Raw genomic sequence first — 15,059 nt, forward strand, 5'->3', positions numbered from 1 at the left:
CGCGCCTGGTGCGGCCAACCATGATCACGGCGTTGCCTACGCTGACCCCGTGGACAGCGAAGAACTGATGCGACCGGCACGTTCGGGACCCGCCTGGCTGACGCCCAACGTGCGGGTGCTCTCCGCGGTGTCGTTCCTGCAGGACAGCGCCAGTGAGCTGCTCTATCCACTGCTGCCGATCTATCTCACAGCTGTGCTGGGTGCTCCGCCGTCCGTGGTGGGGGCCGTCGAGGGCGTGGCCGAGGGTGCGGCCTCACTGACAAAACTCGCAGCCGGTCCGCTGGGCGACAAGTTCGCGCGACGCCCGCTGATCACCACCGGTTACGGGATGGCGGCGCTCGGCAAGGTGATCATCGCGGTGGCCGGGGCATGGCCGGGTGTGCTCGCAGGTCGCGTAGTCGATCGCCTCGGCAAGGGTATCCGCGGCGCGCCGCGGGACGCGCTGCTGGTCGACCTGGTGGATGAGGCGTTGCGCGGCAGGGTATTCGGATTCCACCGCACGATGGACACCTTGGGCGCAGTCGTCGGCCCGCTGCTGGGCCTGGCGTGCTACGAACTGCTCGACCACCAGATCAAGCCCCTGCTGTATGTCGCGATCGTGCCCGCCGTCCTGAGTGTGGCACTGGTGTTCCTGGTACGGGAGCGCAGCCGTCCGCTGCCGCCGGCGCAGCGGCGATCCATGGTGGACGGTGTGCGCGCATTGCCGGGGCCGTACTGGCGGGTGACCGCACTGCTCATCGGGTTCAGTGTGGTGAACTTTCCCGACGCCCTGCTGTTGTTGCGGCTCAACGAGATCGGCTTCTCGGTGGTGCAGGTGATCCTGGCCTATGTCGGCTACAACCTGGTGTATGCGCTGGCCAGCTACCCGGCCGGAGCACTGGCCGACCGCCTCGGCAGACCGGCTCTGTTCGGCTTCGGTCTGACGTTCTTCGCCATCGGGTATGTCGGGCTGGGGCTGACTACCGACACCGTGACGGCATGGCTGCTGATCGGCGCTTACGGGTTGTTCACCGGGTGCACCGACGGCGTCGGCAAGGCCTGGATCTCCGGTCTCGTCAACCAGGAGTTTCAGGCCAGCGCGCAGGGCGTGTTCCAGGGTGGCACCGGCCTGGGCATACTGGTAGCAGGTTTGTGGGCGGGCTTCCTGTGGGGGGCGAACGGCCAACTGCCACTGCTTATTTCGGGAGTCATCGGCGGTGCGTTCGCGGTCGTGCTGCTCGGGGGGCAGCTGGTCCGCGGTGTCGGGCGCCGATAGCGGCGAGCAGACGCAAACTCACCCCTTTCGGGCCGAAATGGGGCGAGTTTGCGTCTGCTCGCGCCGACACGGCATCGTCGCTGGATGGGCGGCCGCGGAAGAAGCCGGGGGCCATCACCCACCAGATGACCATCAGGATCGCTCCGAGCAGCAGCGCTCCGATACCCACCGCCGCGACCGCGCCGAACCCGAGGATGGTGACGTTGTGTCCGCCGTCGTCGGTCAACCAGCCTGGCCGCGCGAACTGGACGAGCCCGTAACCGAAGACGACCAGCAAGGCCGAGCCGCCCAGCAATGGGAAGACGCCGCGTATCACGAAGTCCCGCGACGAACTAAAGAGGGTCTTGCGGTAGTACCACGCACACGCAAACCCGGTGAGCCCGTAGTAGAACGCGATCAGCAACCCGACCGATCCGATCAGCGCGGCCAGCAGGTTCTCGCTGATGAGCGTGAACAGGACGTAGCAAGGGGTGGACACCAGGCCGATCGCGATGGTGGATGTGGTCGGTGTGAAGTAGCGCTGGTGGATCTTCGCGAACGAGTCAGGCAGCGCCTGGTAAGCCGCCATCGACAGAGTGGTCCGCGCGGTCTGCAAGATCGTCGCCTGCGTCGAGGCGGCGGCAGACGTCAGGATCGACGCCGCCAGCAACAGCAGTGCAATCTTCCCGAGGACGCTGTTGCCGAACAATTCCGGACCGATGGATGCGAAGACGTCTTTGGAGTTGTGCAGGTTGCCCAACCCGATGCCCGACGTCCCGACACCGGCGAACGCGACGGCCGACACGGTCACCAGGGCATAGGTCGCCAGCAGCAGGAACGTCGAGATGACGCCGGCGCGACCCGGCGTGCGGGCGGGGTCGGCGGACTCCTCGCTTAAAGCCACAGCGGTGTCCCAGCCCCAGTACATGAAGATGGCCAGGAGGACTGCCGGGGCGAGACTCGTGCCGACATCAAGTCCGTCCGGCCAGAACCAGGACAGCGACGGATGCAGTGAATTCGCCTGGGCACTATGCACATACACCCTGACCAGCGCCACCACCGAAAACACCATCAGCATCAGGATTTGGATGGACAGCAGAGCGTAGAACAACCTGGCCGAGACCTCGATGCCCCGGTAGCAGACGTAAGTCATGACGACAATCCAGCAGACGCCCGCGACCGTCGACCAGAACCTGTTGTCGGCCAGGTCCGCAACCGAATGCCAGCCCAGGACGCCGACGAACCTGAACGAGTACGTCCCGGTGATCTCGACCAGGTTGGCCATCACAATCACTTCCGCGACTATCATTGCCCAGCCGCCAAGCCATCCGACGACGGGGCCGAATGCCCGTGAAGCCCACGCGAGCGTGGTGCCACAGTCCGGTTCGCCCTTGTTGAGTTCCTGGTAGGCCATCGCGATCAAGTACATCGGGACGAACGAGATGAGAACGACGCCTGGGGCTTTGACGCCGGCGAGCTGCACCCCGCCACTGGCCACGATCAGACCCAACGTTGCGGCGAGACTGTACGCCGGCGCCGTGGAGGCCAAGCCGACCACCACACCGGAGAGCAGGCCGAGTGCGCCGCCCCGCAAGCCTTTACTCTCGACGGCCGCCGCCTCCTCACCGTGGCTCATCGTGGTTGATCAGGGTGCCCGAAGGCCCGTGGCCACTTCCAGCTCCTGCAGCGCCGGTTCCATGGCGTCGGCGAGTTTGTCGATGTCGTCGGCGATCTCCGGTGTTGTGACAAATCCGAAATTGATCCATCGGTGGTAGCTGAAACAGCTGATGTTCAATCCCACGCCCAGCATCAGCGGTCCTACCGGAACCAGCCGCTCGACGACCGCGCCCGCCAAATACATCGGGTGGTCGGGTCCGGGAACGTTGGAGATCACCAGGTTGATCGGAGCGAGGTGTCCGCCGAGATGGGTTGCGGTGTATGCGCGGATCGCCAGCCCGACCAAAGCGGGTGGTGTCGTGTCGGTGAGCCCCAGACTTTGGTGAGCTGTCAGAGTTCTGGTCATCTCTTTGGCGCCCCGGGAGTTGGCGTAGATGGTCTTCAGCCGCTCGGCCGGCTCGGCGACGTCGGTGGCCAAGCTGATTGTCGTTGAGGTGATCTGGTTGCCGACGTCGGTGCTGTCGTGGTGTGTGGAGATCGGAACCTGGGCTACCAGCGCCCGTTCGGGGAGCTCTCCGCGTTCTTCCAGGTAATGGCGCATCGCCCCCGAAACCAGTGCGAGGACAACGTCGTTGAGCTTCACCTCGTGGGCTCGTTTCACCGCTTTGAGCCGATCCAGCGGCAGACTGCACGTGGCGACTCGCCGCTCGGGCGTGAGGTCGGTGTTGAAACGCGTCGTGGGTGCTTCGAAGAAGTGCGGAGGTTTGTTGGCCAGCCCGCGCACCGCCCATTGTTGAGACAGCGTTTGCTGGGCGATTCGCAGCACGCGGTACGGCGTCTTGACCGCGACGTTGACGATCGCGCCGAGCATGCGCCGCTCGAATCCGGGCATGCCGGAAGTCCATGCCCGGTCGGCGGCGACGGCGGTTGGTCGCGGTTCGGGCCTTGCGTCGAGCATGATCTCAGTCAGCCCGGCGCCGGACACTCCGTCGATCAGGGCGTGGTGCACTTTGGTCAAGGTCGCGACCCGCCCGTTCTCGACCCCCTCGATTAACCACATCTCCCACGGTGGCCGGTCCCGGTCGAGCGGGTAGGACATCAGGCGGCCGACCAGCTCGTCGAGCTCGCGGCGTCCTCCCGGTGCGGGCACCGCGATCTGGCGGATGTGATAGTGGATGTCGAGGTCGGTGTCCTCGACCAGCCACGGCCTGTCCAGACCAAAAGGCGCGCCCTTCACCCGGTGGCGCAGCACGGGGAGCTCCGGAAGGCGCTTTACGAGAAGGTCTTTCACGGTATCGAAGCCGAAGTTCGGCACCGCGGCGGGATCGCAAATGATCAGTCCCCCGACATGTAGGGGGCAATCGTGAGTATCGGCGAACCAGAACGTCGCATCGAGGCTCGACAGCCGCTTCATGGTCTCTCGGCGGCCTTCGAGAGGTTGATGACGTCGGGGCCGGGCGTCGCGGAGTAGAGCTTGTCGATCTCGGCGGAATACTTCGCAGCGATCGGCTTGCGTTTGAGCTTCATCGTCGGGGTGAGTTCGTCGCCGCCCGGCTCCCACGAGGTGCCCACGATGAGGAAGCGTTTGATCTGCTCGACGCGGGACAGCTTCGAATTGCCCTCGATGACAGCGGCGGTGAGCATTTCGCGCGCATCAGGATGCTGGGCGAAGGCGGCCAGTGATTCGTCAGCCATGCCGAGCGCCGCGGCCTGCGCGGCGGCGGCTTCGGGATCGAGGACGATGAGCGCCGTCACGTAGGGTCGGGCGTCGCCGAATGCCACGACCTGGTCGACCAGCGGAGAGGCGGCCCGGATCGCCATCTCGATGTTCGTCGGGGAGAGATTCTTGCCGGATTCGTTGACCAGCAACTCCTTCTTGCGATCGACGATCGTCACGAAACCTGCTTCTATCGTGCCGATGTCACCGGTGTGCAGCCAGCCTTCGGCATCGACCGCTTCCGCCGTCTGCTCCGGCTGATGACGGTAGCCTCGCATCACGATCGGCCCGCGGATCAGCAGTTCGCCGTCGTCGGCGACCGAGACCTCCACGCCGTTCAGCGCCGGCCCGACCGAACCGACCTTGTTCATCCCGGGCCGGTTGGAGGTCGCACCGCCCACGCACTCCGACTCCCCCCACACTTCGTACACCGGAATGCCCAGTCCCCAGAAGAATTCGATTGTTTCTACCGGTATGGCGGCCGCACCGGTCACTCCCCAACGCAGCCGGTCCATGCCGAGCGCCTCGCGCACCTTGGCCAGCACAAGGCGATCGGCGATCTGGCGGCGGACGGCAAGAGACACGGGCAAGGACTTGCCGGCCAGGGTTCGGCGGGCTGCCTGTTTGCCGGTGCCGATGGCCCACAACGCCAATCGGCGCTTGAGTCCGGTCGCCTCCGTCTCGAGTTTCGTTTCGATCCCGGCTTTGATCTTCTGCCACACTCGCGGCACCCCCAGCCACACCGTGGGGCGGGCGTCCTGCAGCGCCTGCGCGATCGCGTGGATGTCGGCGACATCGGTAACCTGGACTCCCAGAACCATGTTGGCGTAGTGCCCGGTGACCCGGTCAGCGATGTGCGCATGCGGTAGGTACGAGGTGATCCGATCGGTCGGTTGCAATTCGATAAGCTCGATGATCGCCGAGAATTCGGCCATGACGTTGGCGTGGGTGAGCTCGACACCCTTGGGCGGGCCGGTGGTCCCCGAGGTGTAGATGATCGTTGCGACGTCGTCGGGCCGGACCGCGCGCCAAGCCTGTTCTAGATCGAAATCGCTTTGGGCGCCGAGGGATTCGAGTTGTTCGAGGCTTTTGAAGCCGTGGGGGTCGCCGTCGACGACGATCACGTGATCGAGTTGACCCCCGGCCGCCTCCACCGCGGGCAGGAACTCCTGCTGGGTGAACACGACCCTGTTCTCGGCATTGCCAAATAGGTAACGGATCTGGTCCGGTGCCGAGGTGTTGTAGATGGAGAACGGGATCGCACCCAGATGCATGGCGGCGGTGTCCACCAAGTGGAACTCCGGACGGTTGCGCAGCATGATCCCGACCGTGTCAACGTGTCCGACTCCCAGGGCGGCAAGCCCCGCGGCGATGTTGCGGACGCGGTCGGCGTACTGACGCCAGGTGATGACCACCTCGTCGACGACCGTCCGGATGGCCACCGAGTCCGGCGCTACGGCCGCCGTCTCTTGGAATGCCTGCGGCAGCGTGGAGACCAGTGCTCCGCTTGGGTGCCGGACCACGGTGGGATCGGCTTCGGTCATTCCTTCCTGCTCCTTTGGTCAGTGAGCGGAAATCTTTCTCTGGACTTCAGCGTGTGCGGTGGGGTGTGGGTGCGGCCAGAGGACAAGGTCCCTTGTTGGGGGGTCGGGAAAGTCATCAAGCTCAGAGGTAGCCGTCCCCGTCCATGCGCCAGTTCAGTGCGCGCACGAGATCGATGACGCCGCCGGGCGTGACCCTGCAACCGATGACATGCATGCGACGCCAATCAAGGATTGTTGGTCGTCGTGGGCCATATGAAGACAACTGTTCTAGCGCCGAGCTGTTGAACTTGACATCACGTGAGAGCCTGCCCGATGCGAGCAGACCAGGCCGGATCAAGTTCTCGCCTCAATCGGCATTGTTCGGCCGAGTGCAGTTACCGCGGAAGACCAGTCGCCCTGCGCCTTGGACTAGGGTCTCGCGGCAATTGGAGAAGTCGATGCGACTCTCGAGGCGCTCCATCCTTCGAGGGGATTCGTTTCCAGACGCGCGTTGGGGGCCCGCCTTTCTCCCCGCTGGGACAAGTCTTCTGTCGGGCTCCGGTTGGATCATCCGGGTCGGGAACCTTTGTCAGCATCGCTTCCATGCGGCGGCGGAAGGTGTCGGTCCGCACCCCTTCACCGAGGACCCATTGATGGATTTCTTGGAGTTGTGGAAGCGTGAGCTCGTCTGTGCCACTGAGGTTCTCCGGATCTGGGAACAATTCGTATTCTTCACGCAGTTCGGCTGCAGCCCTCTTCACGATGGCGTCATGGTCAAAGAGCAACTCGGGTTCGATCGAACCGTCGGGTCTAATCGGTACGAATTCACCCTCCGCGCGTTCCAACTGATCCCGCGGCTGAACAAGATAATGCGCGAGCGACATCGACCAGCTGCTGCGTTTGTCGCGTCCCGGCTTGTCGAACACCCCTACGAGGTGCGCTCTCGGCGTGCCGATCGGAACAGATTCGCCGGCAACGCCGTGCAGGGCCGCATCGATCGGTCCAAGATCCAGGCGGACCTTCATCAGCGCAGCACGGAGGCCGTCGCCGACCGTCTCACCCTCGCGCAGGAAGCGGCCCGGCAAGACCTTGCCGCGCGGAGCCTTGCTGCGGTCCTGTACCAGCACAGCCAAGCGGCCCTGATCAAGAGTGAGCACCGCAATATCCACGGCCACGTTAGGGCCGCGGTAATCATCGAATTCAGCCATTGGCAACCACGGGCGCGGCGTCCGCGATGCTGACCCCGTCCCCCGTTCCTCCTGTTCTTGAGCAATTGCGGGCGCTGCTTGACACGCCCTGTGCCGCTGAGCATTCGCGAAGCGACCCTTCCCCGTCCAGCGTGGTTTGTTTCAGCAACAGGTAAGCGGACGTCCGAACCCGCGTCCCGTACCTGGCGGGTTGAGACACGCACCCGTCACGCCCACCCATCGCCGTCACCTACACAGCATATTCGACACGTGCGATAACCGGTTGTTCGACAATTGCGACGACTCTAGGTAGTCTCGTTTCTGCGACAACCGGGGAGGTCTTCATGGAAAATGTCCACGTAGGACGCGGCACGGCACGCGGCGCACTGGGAGTGTTCCCGGTATGGGGAGAGGTCGACATAGCACGTGACTACAGCACCGCCCTCTCGGACGCACGGGTCATCGAGAAGGCCCAGCCGGATGTCGCGACCCTGATGGTGGCCAATGCCGCAGATCGCCCCCTGCTACTCCTGGAGGGACAGGTGCTCGAAAGTGGATGGCAGAACCGGATGATCGCCCGGTCGCTAATCGTGGCACCGAACGACGAAACTGCCGTCGGCGTCGTGTGCGTTGAGGCCGGACGCTGGAACGGCCTGCGTCAGCATGCGGACTCGCACCGGCGAGCGGCCACCCGGGTGCAAGCCGGCCTGCGCGCCGGCGGCGATCGACAGAGCGAAGTCTGGAAGCGGGTCTCCGAGTACGACGCCCGCTACGGACGCAATGACACGTCCTCGTTCGTCGAGCACGCCAATCGAGCCGCTGAGCGCGTAAGCCCGCTCGTCGAGGGACTGCGACCATTCCCCGGACAGATAGGCGTAGTGATCGCGGTCGGCGGCTATCCGGTGTCCGCTGAGCTGTTCGGCTCTCCCCTGACGCTGGCCGAACAGTTTTCGGCGATCGTCGCGGCGGCCGCGATGGACGCGGTCGAGCGCCCTGGTGAGGTCACACCGTCGCGGCGGGTTCGGCGCTTCATCGCCGGAGCCGCGAATGTTCACGTGCACCGCACCGCGCGAGCCGGTGCCGGCAGCACCGTCGCCGGAGCGAACGACGACGCCTCGATCTCGCTGTTGCGTTGGCGGGGCCGCGATGTACACACCAGTGTGCTCAACCCGCGACACGAACTGATCCGTGCCTCGTAGGCGGTATCTATCTCAGTTTTACATTGCTGCACAGTATCTTTCGCCTGTAGGAAGCGAGCGCACTCATGACTTCAAACTGGTTTGAGCAACTGACGGGGTTCAGCGAGTCGGACTACCTCACCACCCAACGCCGACTTGTCGTCGAGGGCGACACCCTCACGTCGACTGTCAACGGCAAGAGTTACGGCATTGGGCACCTGTCACTTCCAACGCTGGCCGAATTGCGGACCAGCGCACCCAATCCATCCGGACCACGGACCACCGTCACGTCAATCGTTGGCGACGTACGCAGACATCACGCCGATCCAGCGTTGCGGGGGGCGCTGTTTCAGGTGGCATCGCAATGTAACCTGCTCGAGATGACTTGCCCAACGGTGACGCCAGAGGACGGGGTAACCCGGTACGCCGGCGACCACACCCAAGGACCGGCCTGTGCGATCGCCGCCGGCGCCGCAACGATCTACCGCAACTACGGCGTGGCTGTTGGAGGCCAGATCGGTCAAACCGCGACGCATCAGGTGGATGCATTGGCACACATGGGTTACGCCCTTTCCGCCGCCCTCGCCGCTCCGGTATCGGAGCTGTGGACGATGCACAACGGCTACGCGGCATGCACCGAGGCCGGGCTGCGCGCCATCACCAACCTGCTCGACGGCGCGACCGCCGAGCAGCGTGACGCCCTGCGCGGAACCCTCGCCATCGGACTTCACCGCAACGTCGAAGTCACCGATGTGAAGTCAAAGGACCAGTTCGTGTCGCAGGCATACTGCTCCGCGTTGCCAGTCGGCTACTACCGATCCAACGGCGACTGGGCAGCGTTCGCCCGCTTGGTACTCGAAAGTGCCTACGAAGCAACGTTGTTGGCAGCATCCGAACAAGCATCAACCGGGGGGTCCGACACAGTGCTACTGACTCGACTCGGTGGCGGATCGTTCGGAAACGACGACGCCTGGATTGATGACGCCATGATGCGCGCCTTGCGAATAGTCGAGCACGCCGCTCTCGATGTCCGGATCGTGAGCTACGGCCAGCCCAATGCTTCGGTCCGCGCGATTGTCGATCAATGGAACGGGAAGGAGCCCACATGACGTGGCCCCACGATGAGACTTTCCACGCCTGGTGGGTAATGCCCGACCAGCTGCTGGCGGGCGAGTACCCGGGCGCGCTGACACGCGCCAAGGCGACGGCGAAACTCCGCATGCTCGAAGAAGCGGGCGTCGACACGATCATCGACCTCACCGAGGACGTCGACGGTCTTGAGCCGTATTCGCACCTGCTCGACGAAATCACCGCCGGCAGCGGCCGATCAATCCGGCGCTACCACCACCCCATCCCCGACAACCACGTCATCGACGACGCCGGCTATGACGACATCCTGGCGCGGATCAACGACGAAATCGGTTCGGGCAGAACTGTTTACGTTCACTGCTGGGGAGGGCGCGGCCGCACGTCAACCGTGGTCGGGTGCTGGCTCATCGAGCAGGGACTCGATTACGACGCGACAATCGCCCGACTCAAGGAGTTGCGATGCAACACCAAGAAGTCGCACGTTTCCGTCCCTGAGTCCCGTTCACAACACGAGGTCCTGCGGCGGCGCGCCGACGCAAACAGCCCGACCATGTGACGGCGGTGCCGGAACTCTAAACCGCACGCAGCTGCAGCCGTCGAGCGAGATCCGGCCCGCCAACTTCTCGGATGAAAGCTGGATCCCCACACACCACAAGCTGATCCCGAGCCCGGGATAGTCCGACGTAGAGTCGTTCCCGCGAGCGCTCGAACGCCGCCTGCTCGTTGACGACTAGCACGATCGCGCGTCGCTCAAGTCCCTTGAAGCCCAGCACATGTCCGTAGAACACCTGCTCTGCATCCCAGAAGCTGTCCCAATAGGCAGCGTTGCCCGCGGCTTGTCGCTCCTTCTGCTCGGGGTGCCGGCTGCCGGTGGTCAACAGAGCGACGTCTTCTGGGCGCCATCCTTCATCGAGAAGCGACTCGATCTCGTCGTCGCCGACACCCATCGCGTCCTCGCGCGAGCAGGCAACGAACTTGACGGCGGGGCCGTCTCCGCCGAGGAAACGCATCGTGTGGTCGACCAGCGGCTGAAAAGCGTTGGCGATCTGCTTGGTGTTGCGGACGTTGTGGTCGAGGATCAGCGGCACCAGCGGAACTGGCGGGGACCCATGCCGGCTGAACACCCGCTGCCCCTCGTCACTGAAGACGTAGAGTCCGCCTGATTCCTCATCTTTCAGCGCTGCGAGCAATGGGTCCCACCAGGCATCGGCGAAGTCCTGCGCTTCGTCGACCACGATCGAGTCATAGCGATGGCCAGGCGCCAATTGTGCTGCCAGCTCTGCCATCTGCTGCGGAAGATCATGCTCCCAGAACTGCACCGTCTGCTCGGTGCGCAGGGATTCGTCCGGCCCTTGTGGTGCGCCCCACAGAACCCCCAAGGCGTGGAACTCGCCGACGTAAGCGGGCTTCTGGCGTCGCGGCCAGGCTGCGCTGACGCGCTCAAGGTAGGACGCCAGGCCGTGGGAGTAACACACGAGCGCCACCCGTTGACCTTGCTGCGCGAGCCGGCGCGCTTGTTCGATGGCCAGGAAGGTCTTGCCGCTGCCGGCGCCGCCGCGCACTTCAACCCGGTTGATGAGGCGGATGGCGTCGAGGATGACGGACTGGTGTCCGGTGAGGGTATCGGCGGTGTCCTCGTTGGCTAAGGCGCGGGCGACCACATCACGTTGCGGTAATCCTCTGCCGCTCAACACGATGCGGAGTTGGCTGATTCCGTCCTCGGTGAGCAGCGGTCGGTCCAGTTCCTGACGGATGAGGATGCTGCGCAGTTTGTGCGCCAGCGCGGGGAGGTCGGTGCGGTCGACGATTTTCCAGCGGGGGCATTCCGGTAGTGAAAAATCCTCCGGTAGTTCGACATTGGGCAGAACGACGACGTGGTCCCAGCGCATTCGGGCTTGTGTCCAGCGTGGGTCTCCTTCGACGTAGCTCCGTAACGCGTAGCACGCTTCGCGCGCTTGGCGGACCGGCTCGATGTTCACTAGTTTGCCGCCGCGGATCTGGCACCAGCCTTCACCGTCATGCCAGACTTCACCGCCCTTGACCTCCAGGCAGACGATGCCGGCACCCTCGATGCCGACGACGAAGTCGACCTCATGGTCCTTGAGATGGTCGGTGACGCGCTGGTTCGGGATCACCACGTCGTTCGGCTGCAGTTGGTCGGTCAGCGCGTGATAGACGCATCGTTCGGCGCCGTTGAGCAGGCGCGGGGTTACGCGACGCAACTGCGTCGACTCAGTCTCCGCCATTACACGATTGAACAACGCGGCGGTGACATGTAGTCAAGATTCGCACTAGCACCGTCGTAGCAACTCACTGACTCAGTTGGCTCACCGACTTTGATGAATCGCCATCCGCGGCGGAAGCTGTCAGGTCTTTTTGCTGAACTGACTGCGGCGGCGAGGCTGACGGACGTGTTCTTTCGTTCGTGGACACGCCCTACCAAGGTTCGTAATGGTCGCGCCGCAACAGCTGGCAAGCATGCAGTTCATCCGCTTTCGCCGATGACTTCCGCCCATCACGCGGCCGTGAAGAATCGGGTGACACCGAAATGCGCAGCATGGCCCATACGCTGCCGCCCCCGGCGGACAAAGAGCTTATGCATGGCGGGTGCATAACGGGCGGGACGATTTGCACCGACGGTATTCCTCGGCGGGGCAGGGCTGCCCGGTCCTTGAATTGGCCTAGCCTCGCAGATACTTGATGACTTCGCGGAAGGAGGGAACGTCATGATTGGGCCAGAGAACGCACCGACCGACGAACCCTTCGTCTGGCGCGGGATACTCGACCCTGACCTGTTGTTCGACGACGACGTATCGGCGAGTCATGAATGTGCCGATGCGGCCAAAGTAGGAGACTGGGCAACAGTATTCGAACTGCTCGACGACGACGAACTACACGTAGACATCAATGGGTGGCGGCCCGGCGGGACCACCTGGTTCACCGTCTTGCACCAAGCGGCCTGGCAGGGCGCACCCAACGAAGTCGCCGCCGAACTCATCCGACGTGGCGCCTTGAAGTCACTCACCGACGCACGGGGACGCACCGCCCACGACATCCGGTGCGAACGGGATCTCAAAGCGGTTCACCCCAAAGACATTGCCGCACAACAGCGCAAATCACTTATTCTGCGCACGCGCTATCTCAAGCCACCGCCTTCCCCCCTGGCGGAATACGAAATCCGCGCGCTCGAGTGGCACCTCGCCGAAGTCATCGACAGCCGCATTTGCGGCGTGCTCTATGACGGCCGCGATCCCCAACGTGTCCTGCGATACCCTCCCGTGGAGATCTTGCATGAGGTGCCGGGCCAGCGCATATGGTTCCCCGTGCCCGGGATGTACGGGGGCTTCGACATCACGTTGGCGCAAGACCATCTCGATGTGAAGAGTTGGTGCCGCGTTGTCGGCGGTTCGGGACAGGCACATGTGGTCACGACGCAAGGCGCCATTCTGGTCGATCAAGGATTCGTGTAGTCCGGCAGCAAACCCCTGCACAGGTGTTCGACTTCCACGTACGCCGGCCCTTGCGCATTTCGCTGTCGGGATTTGCTTGTCGGTGGCCAATCGTATTCTTTGCTCCTCGGCGCGATGCGAGGGGGAAATATGCGCGGACATGCGGTTATTGCGGTAGTGCTCGCGACATGCGGGGCATTGGCGTTGTCGGGTCCGGCTCGGGCCGACCAGTACGACTTTATCTCCGAGCTGGACAACTCGGGGGTGAGCTACGCGTCGATCACCGACATGATCAGTATCGGCAAGGAGCTCTGCCACGACCTCCGAAACGAGGTGTCGCCTTCGTTGGTGCTCGGCAAGCTACGCAGGACGGGTTTCGCGCCGACCGAGGCGGCGATCATCCTGACCGCGGCAGTGAATAACTTGTGTCCGGACACCAAGTCCTTGGTTGTCGCCTGGGCACGTGGGAATGGCTATACCGGTCCGGTGTGAGGGTGTGGACAAGCCAAACTAGCCGGCGAGCCGCCGTAACAATGCGCGCGGATTCATCGAACCTGTCAACCCCGCTCGCTACGTCCATCAGACTTCGCTTGGAAGGGTTGTACGACTTGACCAATGGCTTCGACGCATGGCGGTCCGGCGGCGGGCTCTGGGACCTTCAGCGGAGTTCCGCGACGGCCAGTTGGCAGCCACGAGGACGACGTGGAACAGCGCAGCCGTCTTCTGGTCGTGCAACACACCGGCTGGGGCGCTCATCGACCAGGAACTGCTGGGGCCCCTGCTGTATTGCGCGCTGAGATCGACAGCGTGGGCTCAGAGCGTGGCGCGATGGCTATACCTTGAGGCCAAATAGAATTCAATGCAGAGGCCGGGTCAAATAGGGGGATACAAGTGTTCGGACGTAGCGACGACGAATGGGACTTACTGCTGGACAACGCAATAACAGTCTTGAAGGAGGAGGCTGGACGACGGGGAATGACGTCCTATAGCAAGCTAGACACTGAGCTAGTGCGTCGGACCGGTCACCCGGCGTTCGACTTCTCGCTCGAACGAGACCGGACCGCGATGGGCAGACTCCTGGGTCAGGTGGTGGAACAGACTCGCGCCGAGAACGGTGGAATGCTTTCGGCGATTGTTACTTACATCGACGGCACCGACCCAGGTCCTGGATTCTTCAAGCTTGCAACGCACCTCGGCTTGCTTCCGCCATCACCGACGAAGGAGGACAAGTTGACGTTCTGGTCGCAACAGGTCGCGAGGTTGCACGATTGCTACGCACCGCCACGTCGGCGCTCAACAGGTAGATGATCAGCACACTAACCCTCAGATTCTCACCGTTTCGCGTACCTTGATTCAGGTGGATCCCGACGAATTCGTCGATCGCTATCCGACGCTGTACCACATGGCCGAACAAGCAGCTTGGCCGTCGATTCAGCGGCACGGTCTTCTCAGCACGGCGGCGATTGTCGATCTGTTCGACCCAAGTCCAGGCGTTCGGGATGCCGTCCTGTCCCAGGTTAGAGACTCGTCAATCACGCTTCGCCGCGACGGGCTCGACGAAGTGACAATCCGGGATCAGTTGCCACTGAAATTTCTCGACGCATGTCTGCAAGAGGGCGTCTCGAGGCAGGATTTCCTCGACGCCCTCAACGGACGGGTTTTCTTTTGGCTGACAGAGCAGCGGCTGCAGCGACTACTAAACGCCAAGGCATACCGGGGCCGCCGTCACCTCATCCTGTCCATTGATACCCGTGCGCTGCTCGCCAAGTATGCGACCGAGATCGAACTCGCTCCCTACAACACCGGGAGTGCGCATGTACCGAACGCGCCCAATCGGGGACCCGGCGTTTTCACTTCGCTCTCGGATTATCCGTTCGCATTTTGGCGCGTTAAGCGTGGCCGAAAAGGTGAACACGTTGTAGAACTGACAGTTCGCTACTCAGTTCCCGACGTGATCGCGTTCATCCAACGAGCTGAGCTTAGGGATAACACTGGTGAGACTGTGAAGGTCGAGTGAGTAGCGGCGTGGTCCAAACACTCCGGTGAGGACCAATAATCCAACGCC

At 63.4% G+C, this 15,059-nt stretch carries 12 protein-coding genes; 7 read left to right on the forward strand and 5 right to left on the reverse strand.

Features of this window, described 5'->3' with window-relative positions; translation table 11 throughout:
* Positions 1-67: 67 nt before the first annotated feature.
* On the forward strand, positions 68-1,255 hold the full coding sequence (locus JX552_RS19030) for an MFS transporter (protein WP_205878547.1): 1,188 nt from the start codon (positions 68-70) through the stop codon (positions 1,253-1,255).
* Here JX552_RS19030 and JX552_RS19035 read toward each other — a convergent pair.
* The 4 genes from JX552_RS19035 to JX552_RS19050 all read right to left on the reverse strand — a co-directional run bounded on the left by JX552_RS19035 (position 1,188) and on the right by JX552_RS19050 (position 7,299).
* Complete coding sequence (locus JX552_RS19035; RefSeq protein ID WP_205873507.1) at positions 1,188-2,870, reverse strand: amino acid permease; 1,683 nt, start codon at positions 2,868-2,870, stop codon at positions 1,188-1,190. The genes JX552_RS19030 and JX552_RS19035 overlap by 68 nt on opposite strands.
* A 9-nt stretch (positions 2,871-2,879) precedes the next feature.
* The gene (locus JX552_RS19040) at positions 2,880-4,265 is read right to left on the reverse strand and encodes a WS/DGAT/MGAT family O-acyltransferase (RefSeq protein ID WP_205873508.1); all 1,386 of its coding nucleotides are present in this window, start codon (positions 4,263-4,265) and stop codon (positions 2,880-2,882) included.
* Positions 4,262-6,112, reverse strand: coding sequence for an AMP-dependent synthetase/ligase (locus JX552_RS19045; RefSeq protein ID WP_205873509.1), 1,851 nt, complete (start codon positions 6,110-6,112; stop codon positions 4,262-4,264). The genes JX552_RS19040 and JX552_RS19045 overlap by 4 nt, the downstream gene beginning before the upstream one ends.
* A 374-nt stretch (positions 6,113-6,486) precedes the next feature.
* Positions 6,487-7,299 (reverse strand): NUDIX hydrolase, encoded by an 813-nt coding sequence (locus tag JX552_RS19050; protein ID WP_205873510.1) that lies wholly within the window; start codon positions 7,297-7,299, stop codon positions 6,487-6,489.
* Positions 7,300-7,622: 323 nt separating this feature from the next.
* On the opposite strand from JX552_RS19050, the gene JX552_RS19055 reads away from it, so the two are divergent.
* The 3 genes from JX552_RS19055 to JX552_RS19065 all read left to right on the forward strand — a co-directional run bounded on the left by JX552_RS19055 (position 7,623) and on the right by JX552_RS19065 (position 10,101).
* On the forward strand, positions 7,623-8,477 hold the full coding sequence (locus JX552_RS19055; protein WP_205873511.1) for an ARPP-1 family domain-containing protein: 855 nt from the start codon (positions 7,623-7,625) through the stop codon (positions 8,475-8,477).
* A 65-nt stretch (positions 8,478-8,542) separates the two neighbouring features.
* Positions 8,543-9,565 (forward strand): hypothetical protein, encoded by a 1,023-nt coding sequence (locus JX552_RS19060; protein ID WP_205873512.1) that lies wholly within the window; start codon positions 8,543-8,545, stop codon positions 9,563-9,565.
* A gap of 38 nt (positions 9,566-9,603) precedes the next feature.
* Positions 9,604-10,101 (forward strand): protein-tyrosine phosphatase family protein, encoded by a 498-nt coding sequence (locus JX552_RS19065; protein ID WP_241010622.1) that lies wholly within the window; start codon positions 9,604-9,606, stop codon positions 10,099-10,101.
* 16 nt (positions 10,102-10,117) lie between these two features.
* Here the strand turns inward: JX552_RS19065 and JX552_RS19070 are convergent, their stop codons facing one another.
* Positions 10,118-11,791, reverse strand: coding sequence for a DEAD/DEAH box helicase (locus JX552_RS19070; RefSeq protein ID WP_205873514.1), 1,674 nt, complete (start codon positions 11,789-11,791; stop codon positions 10,118-10,120).
* A 549-nt stretch (positions 11,792-12,340) separates the two neighbouring features.
* Here JX552_RS19070 and JX552_RS19075 point away from each other — a divergent pair.
* The 3 genes from JX552_RS19075 to JX552_RS19085 all read left to right on the forward strand — a co-directional run bounded on the left by JX552_RS19075 (position 12,341) and on the right by JX552_RS19085 (position 15,011).
* Complete coding sequence (locus JX552_RS19075; protein ID WP_241010623.1) at positions 12,341-13,015, forward strand: ankyrin repeat domain-containing protein; 675 nt, start codon at positions 12,341-12,343, stop codon at positions 13,013-13,015.
* A 129-nt stretch (positions 13,016-13,144) separates the two neighbouring features.
* Complete coding sequence (locus tag JX552_RS19080; RefSeq protein WP_205873516.1) at positions 13,145-13,486, forward strand: DUF732 domain-containing protein; 342 nt, start codon at positions 13,145-13,147, stop codon at positions 13,484-13,486.
* A gap of 865 nt (positions 13,487-14,351) precedes the next feature.
* Positions 14,352-15,011 (forward strand): DUF7002 family protein, encoded by a 660-nt coding sequence (locus JX552_RS19085; protein WP_205873517.1) that lies wholly within the window; start codon positions 14,352-14,354, stop codon positions 15,009-15,011.
* The last annotated feature ends 48 nt before the right edge of the window (positions 15,012-15,059 follow it).

Origin of the sequence: Mycobacterium gordonae (assembly GCF_017086405.1) — a bacterium.
Classification (GTDB): domain Bacteria; phylum Actinomycetota; class Actinomycetes; order Mycobacteriales; family Mycobacteriaceae; genus Mycobacterium; species Mycobacterium gordonae_D.

Bases quoted from the DNA above. Each gene is read 5' to 3' on its own strand.
- JX552_RS19030 (WP_205878547.1), top strand. From the start codon at position 68: ATGCGACCGGCACGTTCGGGACCCGCCTGGCTGACGCCCAACGTGCGG.
- JX552_RS19035 (WP_205873507.1), bottom strand. From the start codon at position 2,870: ATGAGCCACGGTGAGGAGGCGGCGGCCGTCGAGAGTAAAGGCTTGCGG.
- JX552_RS19040 (WP_205873508.1), bottom strand. From the start codon at position 4,265: ATGAAGCGGCTGTCGAGCCTCGATGCGACGTTCTGGTTCGCCGATACT.
- JX552_RS19045 (WP_205873509.1), bottom strand. From the start codon at position 6,112: ATGACCGAAGCCGATCCCACCGTGGTCCGGCACCCAAGCGGAGCACTG.
- JX552_RS19050 (WP_205873510.1), bottom strand. From the start codon at position 7,299: ATGGCTGAATTCGATGATTACCGCGGCCCTAACGTGGCCGTGGATATT.
- JX552_RS19055 (WP_205873511.1), top strand. From the start codon at position 7,623: ATGGAAAATGTCCACGTAGGACGCGGCACGGCACGCGGCGCACTGGGA.
- JX552_RS19060 (WP_205873512.1), top strand. From the start codon at position 8,543: ATGACTTCAAACTGGTTTGAGCAACTGACGGGGTTCAGCGAGTCGGAC.
- JX552_RS19065 (WP_241010622.1), top strand. From the start codon at position 9,604: ATGCCCGACCAGCTGCTGGCGGGCGAGTACCCGGGCGCGCTGACACGC.
- JX552_RS19070 (WP_205873514.1), bottom strand. From the start codon at position 11,791: ATGGCGGAGACTGAGTCGACGCAGTTGCGTCGCGTAACCCCGCGCCTG.
- JX552_RS19080 (WP_205873516.1), top strand. From the start codon at position 13,145: ATGCGCGGACATGCGGTTATTGCGGTAGTGCTCGCGACATGCGGGGCA.